Genomic DNA, 15,585 nt, shown 5'->3' on the forward strand with positions numbered 1-15,585 from the left:
AAGAGGTAGAAACCTCCCCCTCATTTCATTCTCAGCCGTGCCGATCGAGCCAGGCCTGGATCACACTTTCGAGCGCCTCGACCAGGGCCTCGTCTTCCAGTTCCTCGACGGTTTCCTGCACGAAGGCCTGAACGAGTAACGCCCGTCCTGCCTTTTCCGGAATGCCGCGCGAGGCGAGATAGAAGAGATGGTTGTGGTCGATATCGGTCACCGTGGCCCCATGGCCGCACTGCACGTCATCGGCAAAGATTTCGAGTTCCGGCTTGGCGGAGAATTCCGCTTCGTCAGACAGCAGCAGCGAGTTGCAGGCCATTCGCGCATCGGTTTTCTGGGCCGCCTGCGCCACCTTGATCTGGCCCTGGAACACGCCCTTGGCGCGATCGAACACCACGTTGCGCATGATCTCCGTCGAGGTCGTGTTCTCGACATTGTGGTTCAGCACCAGCGTCACATCGGTATGGCTGTCGCCGCCAAGCAGGTTGATGCCGCGCAGCATGAGATCGGATCCCTCGCCGCCCACTTCGATATGAATATCCTGCCGCACAAGCTTGCCGCCGGCATTGAGCAGATAAAGCCTCAGCTTGGCGTCCTTGCCGAGTGAGACGCGGATCTGGCCGAAATAGCTGTCGTCGGCCCCTTCGGTCTGCACCAGGATCCAGGTCACTTCGGCACCATCGCCGAGCGTCAGTTCGCTGACGCTGGAGACGATCGCCGCCTTGTCGCCGGCAGCAACGTGGCGCTCGATCACGGTCGCACGGCTATCGGCGCCGAAGCGGACCGGAAAACGTCCGGCCTGAAGCCCGCCGCCCTGCACGACCTGGATTTCGACCGGCTTTTCAGCCTCAAACCCGTCCGGAAAGGCAATGTCGTAGCCGTCGCTGACGAAACCGCCATTCAGCCGCGCGACAAAATCGTCGCGGTCATAGGTGGTGAGACCGGAGAGCGCCGAACCGTCGGCAAGACGGCTGGCATAGGTCGTCACGACGGTGCCGGAAATCGAAGCCGAAGCTGATGCCTTGCCGTTGAGAAGCGTCACGACCGTGGAGCCTTCCACCAGCGGTGCAAGCGCGGCAACCGAAGTCGCCGCTTCCTGCGGGATGGTCCGCAACAGGCTGCGCAGATCGGTATAGTGCCAGGCCTCGCGGCGGCGGGTCGGCAGGCCTTCGGCCTTGATGGCGCCCACGAGTTCGGAACGCCGCGCCGTCACGCCGGCATCGCCGGGCAGCTGGCCGATCGCATGGCCGAACGCCTCGATGAGCGCGGTTTCGGCCACCGTCGGCTTGATCGGTGTCTGGATGTTCATGTCAGACCCTTTCCGGCTCAGGCCGCCTCGCCGATAATGTCGGCATAACCGTTGGCTTCCAGCTCATGCGCCAGTTCCTTGGGACCGGTCTTGATGATCTGGCCCTTGTAGAGAACATGCACCGTATCCGGCACGATATGGTCGAGCAGGCGCTGGTAGTGGGTGATGACGATGACGGCGCGATCGGGCGAGCGCAGCGCGTTCACGCCATCGGAAACGATCTTCAGTGCGTCGATATCGAGGCCGGAATCGGTTTCGTCGAGCACGCAGAGCTTGGGCTCCAGAAGCGCCATCTGCAGGATCTCGGCGCGCTTCTTCTCGCCGCCGGAGAAGCCGACATTGAGCGGACGCCGGAGCATGTCCGGATTGATCTGCAGTTCGGCAGCTGCCGCCTTGACCCGCTTCATGAAATCCGGCGTCGTCAGTTCGGCTTCGCCGCGCGCCTTGCGCTGTTCGTTCATCGCCACCTTGAGGAACTGCATGGTGGCAACGCCCGGAATTTCGACCGGATACTGGAAGGCCAGAAAGATACCCTTGGCAGCGCGCTCGGACGGTTCGAGTTCGAGAATGCTTTCGCCGTTGAACAGGATATCGCCGTCGGTGACCTCGTAATCCTCGCGGCCGGACAGGATATAGGAAAGCGTCGACTTGCCCGAGCCGTTCGGGCCCATGATGGCTGCCACTTCGCCGGCCTTGACGGTGAGGTTGAGGCCGCGGATGATTTCGGTCTCCGTCCCGGCGATCCGGGCATGCAGGTTCCTGATTTCAAGCATTTCGTTTCTTCCCTGTTCATCGGGCGGATCAAAGGCCGCCTGTTTGATATTCCGGTCACCGGACGCTGTCCGGTATGTTTCTGTTGGCGAGGACACAGCCCCGACCTCCGTCATCCTCGGGCTTGTCCCGAGGATCTGCTACGCTAGCCAAGGGCCACTCCGTGAATGATCCAAGCCGTCCCGGCCCAAACCTTTATTCTCCTTCGTCGTCACAGCCACGGCAATTCAGCCGCTTCGTCGAACCTTCCGCTTCCTCCGCAGATCCTCGCCACAAGGGCGAGGATGACGGTCGAGACTGTTGCACGGTCGCCTTCGAACTATCCCACAACCGCAAACCGTTCACATTCTGCGCACGGCGCCTCAACTATCGTCATCCTCGGGCTTGTCCCGAGGATCTGCTGCGCTAGCCAAGGGCCACACTGTGAATAGCCCAAGCCGCGCCGCCCGCTTCACCCGCAGCACGCATGCTGCACTGTCCTATTCCCGTCTTCATCAGTAGATCCTCGGGACAAGCCCGAGGATGACGTCGTGGGTTTGGCCGACTGATCAGCCAGTATGGCTCCAGCCACCCCCCTTAACGATAATCATCCCACATTTCCGTACCGGGATGTGGCCGATACGGATTGTCCAATTCATCAATCCTATCAAACAAATCCGACCATGTCGGATTGAAACCTTCGATAAGATTGACCTTCCATTCCCGTAAATACCGCTTCAGCGACTTCTCTCTTTGTATCGCCAACACGATATTCGGATGGCGCTCAAACCAGACAAGATGCTTGGCCTTGTATTTCTCGGTAAATCCTTCCTTCACTGCATTCCGATGTTCCCAAACGCGCCCATGAAGGTCGCTGGTGACACCGGTGTAAACAACCCCGCGAGGCTTGTCGGACATCATGTAGACATAGCCTGTCACGCCATCCGCCCCGTTTCGTCATCCTCGGGCTTGTCCCGAGGATTTGATCACCTCGCCCCCAGGCACGCCGGTCCTGCCGATCCACCTTCACCAGATCCTCGGGACAAGCCCGAGGATGACGGCAATAACGGGCGGGCAAACCGCATCACCCCACGCTTCCCTCGAGCGAGATGTTGATCAGCTTCTGCGCCTCGACGGCAAATTCCATCGGCAGTTCCTGGATGACTTCGCGCACGAAGCCATTGACGATCAGCGCCACCGCCGCCTCTTCCGGAATGCCGCGCTGCAGGCAGTAGAACAGCTGGTCTTCCGAGATCTTCGAGGTGGTTGCCTCATGCTCAAGCTGCGCCGTCGAATTCTTCGCCTCGATATAGGGCACGGTATGAGCGCCGCAATTGTTGCCAATCAAAAGCGAGTCGCACTGGGTGAAGTTGCGGGCGTTTTCCGCCTTGCGGTTCACCGCCACCTGGCCGCGATAGGTATTGTTGGAATGACCGGCCGAAATGCCCTTGGAGATGATGCGGCTCGACGTGTTCTTGCCGAGATGGATCATCTTGGTGCCGGAATCGACCTGCTGGTAGCCGTTCGACACCGCGATCGAATAGAATTCGCCGCGCGAACCATCGCCGCGCAGGATGCAGGACGGATATTTCCAGGTGATCGCCGAACCGGTCTCGACCTGCGTCCAGGAAATCTTGGAGTTTTTGCCACGGCAATCGCCACGCTTGGTGACGAAATTGTAGATGCCGCCCTTGCCGTCCTTGTCGCCCGGATACCAGTTCTGCACCGTCGAATATTTGATCTCCGCATCGTCAAGCGCAACAAGCTCGACCACCGCCGCATGCAGCTGGTTCTCATCGCGCTGCGGCGCCGTGCAGCCTTCGAGATAAGAGACATAGGCCCCTTCTTCGGCAATGATCAGCGTACGTTCGAACTGGCCGGTATTCTTCTCGTTGATACGGAAATAGGTCGACAGTTCCATCGGGCAGCGCACGCCCTTCGGCACATAGACGAATGATCCGTCCGTGAAGACAGCGCAGTTCAGCGTCGCATAATAGTTGTCGGTCACCGGTACGACCGAACCGAGATACTTCTTTACGAGATCGGGATGCTCGCGCATCGCTTCGGAGATCGACATGAAGATCACGCCGGCCTTCTTCAGCTCTTCCTTGAAGGTGGTGACGACCGAGACGGAATCGAACACCGCATCGACGGCGATCTTCGACTTCTGCACGCCGGCAAGAATTTCCTGCTCGCGCAGCGGAATGCCGAGCTTCTCGTAGGTCTTCAAGAGTTCGGGATCGACCTCGTCGAGCGACATCGGGCCGGTCTGGCCCTTCGGTGCCGCATAATAGCTGATCGAGTTGAAATCGATCTTCGGATAATGGACGCGCGCCCAGGTCGGCTCTTCCATGGTCAGCCAGCGGCGGTAGGCCTCGAGACGCCATTCCAGCATCCATTCCGGCTCGCTCTTTTTCGCCGAGATCAGCCGGATCACGTCCTCGTTCAGTCCGGGCGGGACCTTGTCGGTTTCGATATCCGTCTCGAAACCGTATTTATACTGGTCCACATCAATCGCGCGAACCTGGTCGATGGTTTCCTGAACCGCGGCCATTTCGATCTCCAATCTCGCCGGGTCAAGGCCGGCAGCTTGTTGTCGTCAGACAGCTTACGCTGTCATATATAGTGTGGCCAGAAGGACTTTTTCACCCCGTCTGGCAAGCGGAAATTTGATTTTCCGCAATTCTTTATCAGGCGGCATCCGCCTTCTTGATCCGCGATGCGACACGCCGGAAAGCCTCGAGCGCCATCGCTATATCATCGTCCGTGGTTGTCTCGCCCATCGATATACGCAAGGCGCCCATGCGCGGATCGAAACCCATGGCTTTCAGCACCTGGCTCTCGCCCACCTTGCCCGAAGAGCAGGCCGATCCGGCCGAAAGTGCCACCCCTTCGAGATCGAAAGCGATCTGCCCGGTTTCCGATTTCAGCCCGGAAAGCGCAAAGAAAATCGTATTGGCCAGCCGATCTGCACCACGGCCGATCACCACCAGTTCGGGCACCAGCGCGAGCATCTCTGCCTCGAGCCCATCGCGCATCCGGCCGAGCCGCTGCATGCGTGCGTCGATATCGCCACCGGCTGCCTCGGCTGCCGCGCCGAAGCCTGCGATCGCCGCTGCATTTTCCGTTCCGGAGCGATGGCCCTTCTCCTGGCCGCCGCCGCGGATCAGCGCTTTCGGCATCAGCGTTTCGCCGCGGGCGATCACGGCTCCCGCCCCTTTCGGTCCACCGATCTTGTGGCTCGACACCAGCAGGAAATCGGCACCCAGCGCTTCGATATCGAGGGCGATACGACCGAAGGCCTGAACGGCATCGACAACCAAGAGGCCACCCCTTGCATGCACGAGGTCTGCTGCTGCCCGCACCGGCTGGAGAACGCCCGTCTCGTTGTTGGCCGCCATCAGCGCCACGAGCGGAATGCCCGATGCCGGATCATGCGCCGCAAGCAGGCTTTCGAGTTCGGCCAAGTCGGCTACACCATCCCTGGTCACGCCAAAGGACGTGATCTGGTCCGGCGAAAACCGTCCACCCTCGGCGACCGCCTTGTGTTCGATAGCAGAAACATAGAGGCGACCGATCGGAAGGGCTGCACGTCCCATGCGGTATTCCGGCGTCAGCACCATATTGGCCGCTTCCGTCGCACCGCTGGTAAAGATCACGCTGGCGGAGTTGGCCCCCAGCGCTTTGGCGACCTTGCGGCGTGCGGCTTCGATTTCCGCCCGCACCGCCCGGCCTTCACGATGGACCGACGACGCGTTGCCCGGCATGGCGATCACGCGCAGAAAGGCTTCGCGCGCCACATCCGAGAGCGGCGCGGTCGAATTCCAATCCAGATAGGCGCGAGATGCAGCCAATTTACGTCAATCCTCTCCAAGGCATGCCCGGAATCGCATTTTTCTTGTATTTCCGGTCCGGCCTGTCCTATGAAGCGTCAAACAAAGGACAGCAAGGCCTTATTTTCGAATGGTTCTAAACTAGCTCTTAGAAAAGCTGACTGGTTTCGTCAAGACTGGAATGCTGATCTCAGGGTTTTTTATAGCCGTCAACACTGGAGTGAGAATGCCCGAGGTAATCTTCAACGGACCAGCCGGAAGGCTCGAAGGTCGTTACCAACCCTCCAAGCAGAAAAGCGCGCCGATCGCCATCATCCTGCATCCGCATCCGCAGTTCGGCGGCACGATGAACAACCAGATCGTCTATCAGTTGTTCTACATGTTCCAGAAGCGCGGTTTTACTACGCTGCGCTTCAATTTCCGCTCGATCGGCCGCAGCCAGGGTGAATTCGATCATGGCGCCGGCGAATTGTCGGATGCCGCCTCCGCACTCGACTGGGTGCAGAGCCTACATCCCGATTCCAAGAGCTGCTGGGTGGCCGGTTATTCGTTCGGCGCCTGGATCGGCATGCAGCTTCTGATGCGCCGTCCGGAAATCGAAGGCTTCATTTCGGTGGCGCCGCAGCCGAACATCTACGATTTCTCCTTCCTCGCCCCCTGCCCGTCCTCCGGCCTCATCATCCATGGCGATGCCGACAAGGTGGCGCCGGAAAAGGATGTCGTCGGCCTCGTCGACAAGCTCAAGCAGCAGAAGGGCATCCTGATCACCCACAAGACGGTGCCGGGCGCCAACCACTTCTTCTCGGGCCAGATGGAAGGCCTGATAGACGATTGTGGTGACTATCTCGATCGCCGCATGGCCGGCGAACTGGTGCCGGAACCCGCCGCCAAGCGCATCCGCTGACAATCCGGCCCGGGCACGTCCCGGGCTTTTTCTTGCAAGGGCCCCATTCCTTCCGAAGGCCGCCGCCGATGGACCAGCTGAACAGGCGCGATCGCGATAACTTGGCCCCGGTTGCAGCGGGCGTAACGCTCTTCCCGATCAGTCAGGCAACGGCGGCCACCTTCACCGATCTTTTCATCGGCCAGACCTTCCTCTGCTTCATCCGCTCCGGTAGTAAACGGGTCGTCTGCCCGGTCCATGGCGAACTGATCGGCGAGGAAGGCGATCTCCTGATCTTTCCGCCGGGCTCGCTTGTGACACTTGAGAACCGGCCGCGTCCCGACGCCAACTACCTGGCCGACGGCGTCTATTTCGACCACGCGCTTTTCGATGAGGCGTTCGCCGACCAGCAACCGCACCAGCTGGCGCCGGGAATCCAGGTTCTGCGGGGTCAAACGCACAACCCGCTTCAGATTCTGGATCTCCTCAAGGAAACGCTCTCGCGCAACGATCTGCCGCAGATGGTCCGGCAGCACCGGTTGCTTGAGCCGCTGGTGTGGCTAAAGCAGTGCGGCATTCAGCTTCCAGCCCGAGAGAATGACCTGCCCTGGAGCAAGGTCCGGCGGCTGATCGAAACCGATGTCGCCTACCCCTGGCGCGTCGGCGAAGTCGCCCACCATTTTGCCATGAGCGAAGCCACCTTTCGCCGCTGGCTGACGAGATCCGGACTCGGTTTTGCCCAGATCCTCCTCAACACGCGGCTCGAAAAGGGTCTGGCGCTGCTCCAGACTACCGATCGTCCGATCTCCGAGATCGCTCTGGACTGCGGCTTCAAGACCCCATCGCATTTTTCTGAAGCCTTTCGAAAAAGATTCGAGATCAAGCCGAAACTGATCCGGTCAGCCGAGTTTTGATCGTTTTTCGATAGAGTTTGATTGTTGGCCGAAAGCGGCTCTGCTCGGTGAACGCTATTGCATGAGCATGATCAACCGTCCCGAAAGGACCCATCATGCTGAAGACCGCTTCTCTCCTCTCACTCCTCCTTGCCGCCTCCATTCCTACTGTTGCATCAGCTGAGGATTTCAAACTCGAAAGCACATCGATCAGCGAAGGCGCACAACTGGCATCCGATTTCGTGTTCGCCGGCTTCGGCTGCGAAGGTGGCAACCGTTCACCGCAGCTCAGCTGGTCCGGGGCGCCGGAAGGCACGAAGAGCTTTGCCGTCACCGCCTATGATCCCGATGCGCCGACCGGCTCGGGCTGGTGGCACTGGAATGTCGTCAACATCCCCGCATCCGCCACCACTTTGACCGTTGGCGCCAGTGGGACCGATCAGATGCCCAAGGGCGCGCTGGAAATCGCCAATGACTATGGCGTCGCAGGCTTCGGGGGCGCCTGCCCGCCGCCCGGCGAGGTGCACCGCTACATCTTCACCATCCAAGCCCTGTCGGTCGACCATCTCGAACTGCCGGAAAAGCCGAGCAATGCGCTCGCGGGCTTCATGATCGGCGCCAACACGATCGCGAAGGCCCGCATCACAGCCGTCTATAATCGCTGAGCCAAAGTCGGAACGGCGACCGCGCGCCTAATGATCGCCGTTCCAGTTCCTGTTGCACGGCAACGCAAAATCCGCTTCATTGTTCAAGGCACAACAGTATAGCGGCAGAGTCCATGGCGACCACTCAGTTCGATGCGATCGGTTTCGCGGGCGGCGGCAACCGCTGTTATTGGCAGTCCGGTTTCTGGGAGGCGTTCTCTGCCGTCCATCCGCAACGGCCGGAATATTATGTGGCGGTTTCCGCCGGCGCCTATCATTGCGCGATGAACATCATCGGCAAGGCCGCGACCATCCGTGCCGCGGCAATCGCCTTTGCCGAGCGCGGATTGCCGGATGCCGACTGGTCGCGTCTTTCACGCGGCCAGTCGCCATTTGTCGTCGGCGGCCTCTTCGATGAATTCCTCTCGACCATGTTCACCGATCAGGATCTTGCCTCGCTGAAAGAGGCACCACCGATTCTCATGCAGCTTGCGCATCCACCTAGCTGGATGCCGTCCGCAGCAGCGGCACTCGGGTCGATCGCCGCCTACCAGATCGAAAAGGCGCTGACCGGCGGCGCCCATTCGAAAGCCGGCCGTTATCTCGGGCTCAAGCCTGCCTGGATCTCCACCCATGACATGGCGAGCGGCCGCGAGCTGGTCGATGCAATCATGGGAACCTCCTCGGTACCGCCCTTCATGCCGGTCGGCAGAGTAAACGGCCGGGCCAGTCTCGATGGCGGTCTGGTCGACAATCCGCCGCTCATAAAGCTCCGGGAGACCGAAGCGAAGGGCGGTCGCACCCTCCTCCTGACCACCCGTTACGGGCGCATGCCGCCTTCCGCAGCCAATCGAACAGTCGTCGGTCCGTCGGAAGATATCACGGTCGACAAGTTTACGATCCGCGATCCGGACGGCTTGCGCCATGCCTACGAACTCGGCCTCAAGGATGGCGAAACGTTCGCGCGGACGCTGGCCTGACAATCAGGGCAGCGCAAGAACGCCGCCCGAGACCGGCGCCAGCACGCCCGTCGTGCCCGGAAAGGTCAGAGGCAGGCCGAGGCTTGCCCGCACGGCGAGATAGGCCCAGGCTTCGGCCTCCATCGAGCCGCCATTGAAGCCGAACTGCTCGGCGGGCTCCACCCGGGCCGGCGCCAGCACGTCGGAAAGATCCGCCATGATCGTACGGTTCAGACGACCGCCACCGCAGACGATCACCAGATCGGGCTTTGCCGGCAGATGCCGCATAGAAAGACGGATGGCTTCCGCTGTCAGCCGCGCCAGCGTGCGGGCGCCGTCATGCAGGCCAAGGTCGCCCGGTTTCGGCGGCAGGAAATCGTTGCGGTCGAGCGAGATCCGTTCGTCGGCGGTAAAGAACCTCTGGTCGAGATAACGGGCGAGCAGTTCGGCTTGCACCACGCCTTCCGAGGCAATCGCCCCGCCCTGATCGAAAGGAATGCCGGCTTCCGCCTCCACCCATTGATCGATCAGCGTGTTGCCCGGCCCGCTGTCGAAAGCGACGATTTCGCCATCCGCACCAATGAACGTAAGGTTCGAGATGCCGCCGATATTGACGAGCATGACATTGCGGCCCTGATACCCCGCGAGCCCGGCGGCAAGTGCTGCATGATAGGCAGGCACCAGCGGCGCCCCCTGCCCGCCATGGCGCATGTCGTTTGCCCGCATGTCATAGATCACGCGGATCCCGGTCCTGCGCGCCAGAAGCGGCCCGTCGCCGATCTGAACCGTCAGCGCCTGCCTTGGTCGATGCAGCACCGTCTGGCCGTGAAAGCCAATGAAATCAACATCTTTGGCATCAAGATTGAATCGCTTCAGGAACATCTCTACCGCTGCGGCATGCCGCAGAGTCAATTCACGTTCGATTTCGCCAAGGTTTTCCGGACGTTGGTCGCGACTTTCGATTCTCTTTGCGAGCTCCAGCGCCTCGATCAACTGGCGGCGGAAAGCGGGATCGTAGGCGATCTCGAGGGCTGGACCACGCTCGACCACTGCAACCCCGTCGGTCTTCACGAGCGCCAGGTCGATCCCGTCCATCGAGGTGCCGCTCATCAGCCCGATTGCCGTTTTCAGTTGCCGCGCGGCCATATTGGTCTTCCGTGAATGAATCGCATGAGCAACATTCATGGCCGAAACAGGTGCATCTTGCAAAAAACTTTGGTAAAGCCGCGGCCAAACCAAGCACAAAGCGATGAGCCATGTCCAAGTTCAAGTCCGAATTCCTCCACACGCTGTCCGAGCGCGGCTTCATTCACCAGATCTCCGACGAGACTGGCCTTGACGATCTGCTGAACAAGGAAATCGTCACCGCCTATATCGGCTATGATCCGACGGCGCCGTCGCTGCATGCCGGTTCGCTGATCCAGATCATGATGCTGCACTGGTTCCAGAAGACCGGCCACCGGCCGATCTCGCTGATGGGCGGCGGCACCGGCATGGTCGGCGATCCGTCCTTCAAGGACGAGGCGCGCCAGCTGATGACGGTGCAGACGATCGAGGACAACATCGCCTCGATCAAGCGCTGCTTTGCCAATTACCTCACCTATGGCGAAGGCCCGCGCGATGCGCTAATGGTCAACAACGGCGAATGGCTGACCAAGATCAACTATCTCGAATTCCTGCGTGATGTCGGCCGCCATTTCTCGGTCAACCGCATGCTGTCCTTCGACAGCGTCAAGACGCGTATCGACCGGGAACAGTCGCTGTCCTTCCTCGAATTCAACTACATGATCCTGCAGGCCTACGATTTCGTCGAGCTCAACAAGCGCTACGATTGCCGCCTGCAGATGGGCGGTTCCGACCAGTGGGGCAACATCGTCAACGGCATCGATCTCGGCCACCGCATGGGCACGCCGCAGCTCTATGCGCTGACCTCGCCACTTCTGACCACCGCTTCCGGTGCCAAGATGGGCAAGTCGCTGTCAGGAGCCGTCTGGCTCAATGCCGACATGCTCTCGGCCTACGATTTCTGGCAGTATTGGCGCAACACCGAGGATGCCGACGTCGCGCGCTTCCTGAAACTTTATACGACACTGCCGATGGACGAGATCGCGCGGTTGTCGGCGCTCGCCGGCTCCGAGATCAACGAGGTCAAGAAGATTCTGGCGACCGAAGTCACCGCCATCCTGCATGGCCGCGCCGCTGCCGAACAGGCAGCAGAGACCGCCCGCAAGGTGTTCGAGGAAGGCGCGCTCGATTCCAACCTGCCGACGGTCGAAATCGCAACTTCGGAGATCGAGGCCGGCATCGGACTCCTGGCACTCTTCGTCAAGGCAGGCCTTGCCGCTTCGAACGGCGAAGCCCGCCGGCATGTCCAGGGCGGCGCCGTCCGCATCAACGATGTGGCAGTTTCCGATGAGAAGACCGTCATCGGTTCGGGCGAAGTGAAAGATGGCGGCGTGATCAAACTGTCGCTCGGCAAGAAGAAGCACGTGCTCGTCAAGCCGGTCTGATCCCAGATAAATGACGTTCAATCAAAGCCGCGACGCTCTCCGTCGCGGCTTTCGTTTTTTGCGAATACGCATCACCGACATCCGTCATTGTCGGGCTTACCAACCGCCGTCATGGTCGGGCTTGTCCCGACCATCTGCTGCCGCCGAATTCACCCGCAACCTCCATTGCCTGGCAGGCCAAGGCAGATCCTCGGCACAGGGCCAAGGATGACGGTCGAGAGGTCTCAGCCTCTGTCGTGATCGGGCGCCCCTTTCCGTCATGGTGGACGCATCCTTTCCGTCGCGGTCGGGCGCCCCCCTCTTCGTCATGGTCGGGCTTGTCCCGACCATCTGCTGCCGCCGAATTCACCCGCAACCTTCATTGCCTGGCGGACCAAGGATGACGACCGGGAAAGGATGCGGGACCTATTCGAATTCGAAGATTGAGCGGAACACGCCGGGCGCGATCAGGGACAGCGGGTTTACCGTCAGTTTCGGCTGCTGGTAGGGACCTTCGAGGCGGAAGGTGATGCCGAGCAGGCCACGATCGCGGCCATTGCCGAGAATGACGCCGATCAGCGGCAGTTCGGCAAACAGACGGTTGAGCCCGTAGGCAGGCATGAAGGTGCCGGTAAGGTTCATATGGCCCGAAGCGTCACGCACGGTTCCCTGGAAGGTCGCGCCCACCTGATCGCCACGCACGACGCCGTTTTCGACCTCCATCCGCCCGCGGTCGAGCGTCAGCCGGGCGAAACCGCGCCGGAACTTCTGCGAACTCGTATCGATATCAGCCTTCACCGCATCCGAAAGGCTGCGCCCGTCTTCGCCGGTCCGCGCCGAAACGATCGATTTCAACCGCGTCTCGTTGATCAGCGCGAAATTGCGGATATCGATATTGCCGCGCCAGCTGTCCGGACCGGTCGCCTTGAGCTTGATGTTGAGCAGGCCGCCATTCATGTTGCGATAGAGATCGGCAAACCGCGCCACAGCACCCGCATCGCCGCTCGTGATTTCCATGACGCCATTCGCCCGGTCACGATTGATGATCAGGGCCTGGCCGCTCTCCGTCACCGCACTCAGCTTGACCGAGGTCATGCGGCCATCGACGGTCTGAAGCCTTAGGTCAACCGTCTGCAGGCTCTGCTGGTTATAACCCTGCGCCTGCTTGACGGCGACATGGATGCTGTTGTTCGAGAGATCCTTCGTCCCGCCTTCCTTGGGCGCGGAAACCTTGACGAGATCGAGAAAGGGTCGTGCATCCACCGAGGCGCCGGACACTTCGATCGCATTGCCGCCACTCTTGCGCGTCACGCTGACGGAGAAATTGTCGGCTGCCGACAGTTTCACGCGCTCGAACCGAGCCGAAACAAGCCCCTTCGTGTCAAGCGTCAGGTTGCCGCGCGCGCCGAATCCGTCACCCTGCAATGCGAAATCGTCGAGCCTCGCCTGGCCATCCTTCGTATCCATGGTGAAACTCACCTTGGCCGGAACGCCGGGCCCCTTGCGCCAGCCGATCATCGGCACCGAGACGCTCGCACCGTGGAGCTGGGCCTCGACCTTTTGTATGCCCTTCTTCACCTGTTCGAGTTCGACCTTCACCTTGCCGGACACAATGCCCTTGAGGGACGGCACGATCTTGAGCAACTCGCTCTCGTCGAGCGTGCCGGAAACCTTCCAGGACCGGCCATCCTTGTTGTCGGCGCCAAGCGGCTCCTTGACCGCGACTTCGAGGCTGGCCCCGTCGATATCGGCACGGCCATCGAGCGTCACCGCCTTGCCATCGGCTGTCAGCTCACCGTCGAAATTGCTGAACTTGCGTCCTTCGAAAGGTTTGGCGAGGCTGACATCGCTGAGCTTCAGAGCGGCATTCCAGACCGGCTTGGGCGGATGATCCACCTTGTCGAGACCGAATGTCGCCGTCACCCGTCCTTTGAAGGCGCCGGAAATATCGGCGGCCGCAAATGGCAGCCGGGCCATCGAGGCAAAGGGCTTCAGGCCGACGAAGTCGATCGCGCCCCGGGCAGGTCCGGCGACGCCGAGATCGAGATGCCCCATCAGCGGTTTCTTCGAAATATCATCGATCGTAAATTCGCCGGCACTTCCCGTGAGCACCTGCCCGCTGTCAAGCCGCATCGTCCCGGAATCGATCCGCACGGCAACTTGCCGGTCCTGCATCTCGAAATGGCCGGCCGTCGGCGACGACACCGGCAGATCGGGATGGTAGCGCAATTCGGCATCCTTGGCGTCGAAAGCGATCTTCAATTCGCCTTCGCGGAACACAAGCGGCTCGGGATGTTCGGGAATACGGCCGGCAGCCAACGAAATGTCGATGACACCGTTCGAAATCTCGCCGCCCGTTATGTTCTCTTCGACCCATTTGCGGGCTTTCTTACCAAACCAGAACGGCCAGAGCTGCTTGACCGATCGCACCGACAGCCTGTCGGTTCGTGCGGTGAAGACCACCGCCGGAGATGGTTCCACGAAACGGACATTGAGGAACGAGTTGAAGGTTCCCGATGCCGTGATCACGCCCAGCCGGTCGAGTTGCAGTTCGCGTGTCGCTGGTTTGAAGAAACCGGAAGCGGCGCCATTGAACCCCTCTGCCGGCTCGCCTGAATATTCCGAACGCGCCATGCCATCATTGGCGACGACCTCGAAAGCGTAGCCATGGTCGTCGCTTGCGCTATCTGCTTTCAGATCGATCAGCGCCCCTTCGAAGGGCACGACCGTATCGCCGAGATCGATCAGCCCGTCGCTGATCTCGATCTTCTTGCGGTCGAAGTCATAGACAGCGATCGCCTTGAGGGATTGCACCGGCTGGGTATCGCCATCGGCCACGAAGCGACCATTGGCCATATCGGCATTGACGAGCAGCGCCCGGCCGCGTTCGCTCGTCAGCCGCACATGCAGCGATCCGTCGAGCCCATAGCGCGGCTCGCCATTCTTTTTGGAATATTTGAACAGGAATGGTTCGGTCGCCAGACCGCGGACATCGAGAACGAAACCGGTCACACCATTGGCATCGCGCGAAATCGCGGCATTGACCACCGGAGCCAGTTTGCCGGCACGAAAGCCAGCCGCCAGCGACAGGCGATTTTCATCAGCGCCCGAAAAACGGGCCCCGAACAGGCTGAGCGGCTTCTGCTCCAGCCCCGGTAGCCTCAGCGTCAGTTCGCTGGCGCTGATCGTTTCGGTACCGCTCGATACGAGTAGATCAGCAAACCGTTCTAGAACCGGATAGGCAGTGTCCAGCCAGGCGGGAACGGCATCGACCCGGATCAGCCTCGGATCGATCCCGGCTCCCTTCGGCAGGAACGTCAGATTACCCTGCGCCCGGCCGATTTCGGCGATCGCCACGACGACCTTGCCCCTGAGAAGGGCAACTGGATCAAGAACCGTGCGGATCGAATCGGCCTCGAACGCCCGGATGCCACTCGACTTGTGTTCGACGCGAACGTCTTGCGCCTCAAGCCCCAGCATCCAGTTACGCAGGAAGCGCAGACGCACGGCACCAACCTTCGCATCGAAATCGTCGCCGAGATTTTGGCGGAGCGTGCTTTCCGCTTCCGTCGTCAGCGTTGCATCCAGAAGGCCGCGCTCCAGCGTGACAAACAGGCCTCCCACAGCAATGCCGACGAACAGGAAGAGCAGCAGGAACAATTTGGCGAGCCGACGAGGCCAGTTGCGCCGCGGGGTGTGAAGAATGACCGCATCCGGTGCAGTGGCAGAGGGCATGGCATCGAGCGAGCGGAAGTCGCCCTTGCCGAAAACCACTTTTTCTCCACGAATGTCCTTCACGTAATGAACCTTTTGCGATCTCGCGCGTAACAG

At 60.6% G+C, this 15,585-nt stretch carries 12 protein-coding genes; 5 read left to right on the top strand and 7 right to left on the bottom strand.

The features are described 5' to 3' along the window. Window positions 1-31 precede the first annotated feature (31 nt). The 5 genes from sufD to Q4481_RS04215 form a co-directional block, all read right to left on the bottom strand. Entirely contained in the window at window positions 32-1,303 is a 1,272-nt protein-coding gene (gene sufD, locus Q4481_RS04195; protein ID WP_304375036.1) for a Fe-S cluster assembly protein SufD, read from the bottom strand. 17 nt (window positions 1,304-1,320) lie between these two features. Next, a complete protein-coding gene (gene sufC, locus Q4481_RS04200) occupies window positions 1,321-2,076 on the bottom strand; it encodes a Fe-S cluster assembly ATPase SufC (protein ID WP_304375037.1) in 756 nt (251 codons plus the stop codon). A gap of 574 nt (window positions 2,077-2,650) precedes the next feature. Further along, complete coding sequence (locus tag Q4481_RS04205) at window positions 2,651-2,992, bottom strand: GIY-YIG nuclease family protein (protein ID WP_304375038.1); 342 nt, start codon at window positions 2,990-2,992, stop codon at window positions 2,651-2,653. Between the two features lie 145 nt (window positions 2,993-3,137). Continuing rightward, entirely contained in the window at window positions 3,138-4,607 is a 1,470-nt protein-coding gene (sufB, locus tag Q4481_RS04210) for a Fe-S cluster assembly protein SufB (protein ID WP_304375039.1), read from the bottom strand. Between the two features lie 136 nt (window positions 4,608-4,743). Continuing rightward, window positions 4,744-5,907 carry a cysteine desulfurase family protein gene (locus Q4481_RS04215; protein WP_304375040.1) on the bottom strand — a complete coding sequence of 388 codons (1,164 nt, stop codon included), beginning with the start codon at window positions 5,905-5,907 and terminating at the stop codon, window positions 4,744-4,746. 205 nt (window positions 5,908-6,112) lie between these two features. On the opposite strand from Q4481_RS04215, the gene Q4481_RS04220 reads away from it, so the two are divergent. From Q4481_RS04220 to Q4481_RS04235, 4 genes are all read left to right on the top strand, one after another. Continuing rightward, a complete protein-coding gene (locus tag Q4481_RS04220) occupies window positions 6,113-6,790 on the top strand; it encodes an alpha/beta hydrolase (protein WP_304375041.1) in 678 nt (225 codons plus the stop codon). Window positions 6,791-6,858: 68 nt separating this feature from the next. Next, the gene (locus Q4481_RS04225; RefSeq protein WP_304375042.1) at window positions 6,859-7,683 is read left to right on the top strand and encodes a helix-turn-helix transcriptional regulator; all 825 of its coding nucleotides are present in this window, start codon (window positions 6,859-6,861) and stop codon (window positions 7,681-7,683) included. A 95-nt stretch (window positions 7,684-7,778) separates the two neighbouring features. Further along, window positions 7,779-8,327 carry a YbhB/YbcL family Raf kinase inhibitor-like protein gene (locus Q4481_RS04230; protein ID WP_304375043.1) on the top strand — a complete coding sequence of 183 codons (549 nt, stop codon included), beginning with the start codon at window positions 7,779-7,781 and terminating at the stop codon, window positions 8,325-8,327. A gap of 113 nt (window positions 8,328-8,440) precedes the next feature. Further along, the gene (locus tag Q4481_RS04235) at window positions 8,441-9,286 is read left to right on the top strand and encodes a patatin-like phospholipase family protein (RefSeq protein WP_304375044.1); all 846 of its coding nucleotides are present in this window, start codon (window positions 8,441-8,443) and stop codon (window positions 9,284-9,286) included. Window positions 9,287-9,289: 3 nt separating this feature from the next. Here Q4481_RS04235 and Q4481_RS04240 read toward each other — a convergent pair whose 3' ends face one another. Further along, complete coding sequence (locus tag Q4481_RS04240) at window positions 9,290-10,411, bottom strand: anhydro-N-acetylmuramic acid kinase (protein ID WP_304375045.1); 1,122 nt, start codon at window positions 10,409-10,411, stop codon at window positions 9,290-9,292. Between the two features lie 110 nt (window positions 10,412-10,521). On the opposite strand from Q4481_RS04240, the gene tyrS reads away from it, so the two are divergent. Next, a complete protein-coding gene (tyrS, locus tag Q4481_RS04245; RefSeq protein WP_304375046.1) occupies window positions 10,522-11,775 on the top strand; it encodes a tyrosine--tRNA ligase in 1,254 nt (417 codons plus the stop codon). A gap of 405 nt (window positions 11,776-12,180) precedes the next feature. Here the strand turns inward: tyrS and Q4481_RS04250 are convergent, their stop codons facing one another. Continuing rightward, window positions 12,181-15,552 carry a YhdP family protein gene (locus Q4481_RS04250; RefSeq protein WP_304375047.1) on the bottom strand — a complete coding sequence of 1,124 codons (3,372 nt, stop codon included), beginning with the start codon at window positions 15,550-15,552 and terminating at the stop codon, window positions 12,181-12,183. Window positions 15,553-15,585: the final 33 nt, after the last annotated feature.

The organism is Fluviirhizobium alvei, from assembly GCF_030551875.1.
GTDB lineage: Bacteria > Pseudomonadota > Alphaproteobacteria > Rhizobiales > Rhizobiaceae > Rhizobium_E > Rhizobium_E alvei.

Excerpts from the sequence above, each read along its gene's own strand:
- sufD (WP_304375036.1), bottom strand. The coding sequence starts at position 1,303 with ATGAACATCCAGACACCGATCAAGCCGACGGTGGCCGAAACCGCGCTC.
- sufC (WP_304375037.1), bottom strand. The coding sequence starts at position 2,076 with ATGCTTGAAATCAGGAACCTGCATGCCCGGATCGCCGGGACGGAGACC.
- sufB (WP_304375039.1), bottom strand. The coding sequence starts at position 4,607 with ATGGCCGCGGTTCAGGAAACCATCGACCAGGTTCGCGCGATTGATGTG.
- Q4481_RS04220 (WP_304375041.1), top strand. The coding sequence starts at position 6,113 with ATGCCCGAGGTAATCTTCAACGGACCAGCCGGAAGGCTCGAAGGTCGT.
- Q4481_RS04225 (WP_304375042.1), top strand. The coding sequence starts at position 6,859 with ATGGACCAGCTGAACAGGCGCGATCGCGATAACTTGGCCCCGGTTGCA.
- Q4481_RS04230 (WP_304375043.1), top strand. The coding sequence starts at position 7,779 with ATGCTGAAGACCGCTTCTCTCCTCTCACTCCTCCTTGCCGCCTCCATT.
- Q4481_RS04235 (WP_304375044.1), top strand. The coding sequence starts at position 8,441 with ATGGCGACCACTCAGTTCGATGCGATCGGTTTCGCGGGCGGCGGCAAC.
- Q4481_RS04240 (WP_304375045.1), bottom strand. The coding sequence starts at position 10,411 with ATGGCCGCGCGGCAACTGAAAACGGCAATCGGGCTGATGAGCGGCACC.
- tyrS (WP_304375046.1), top strand. The coding sequence starts at position 10,522 with ATGTCCAAGTTCAAGTCCGAATTCCTCCACACGCTGTCCGAGCGCGGC.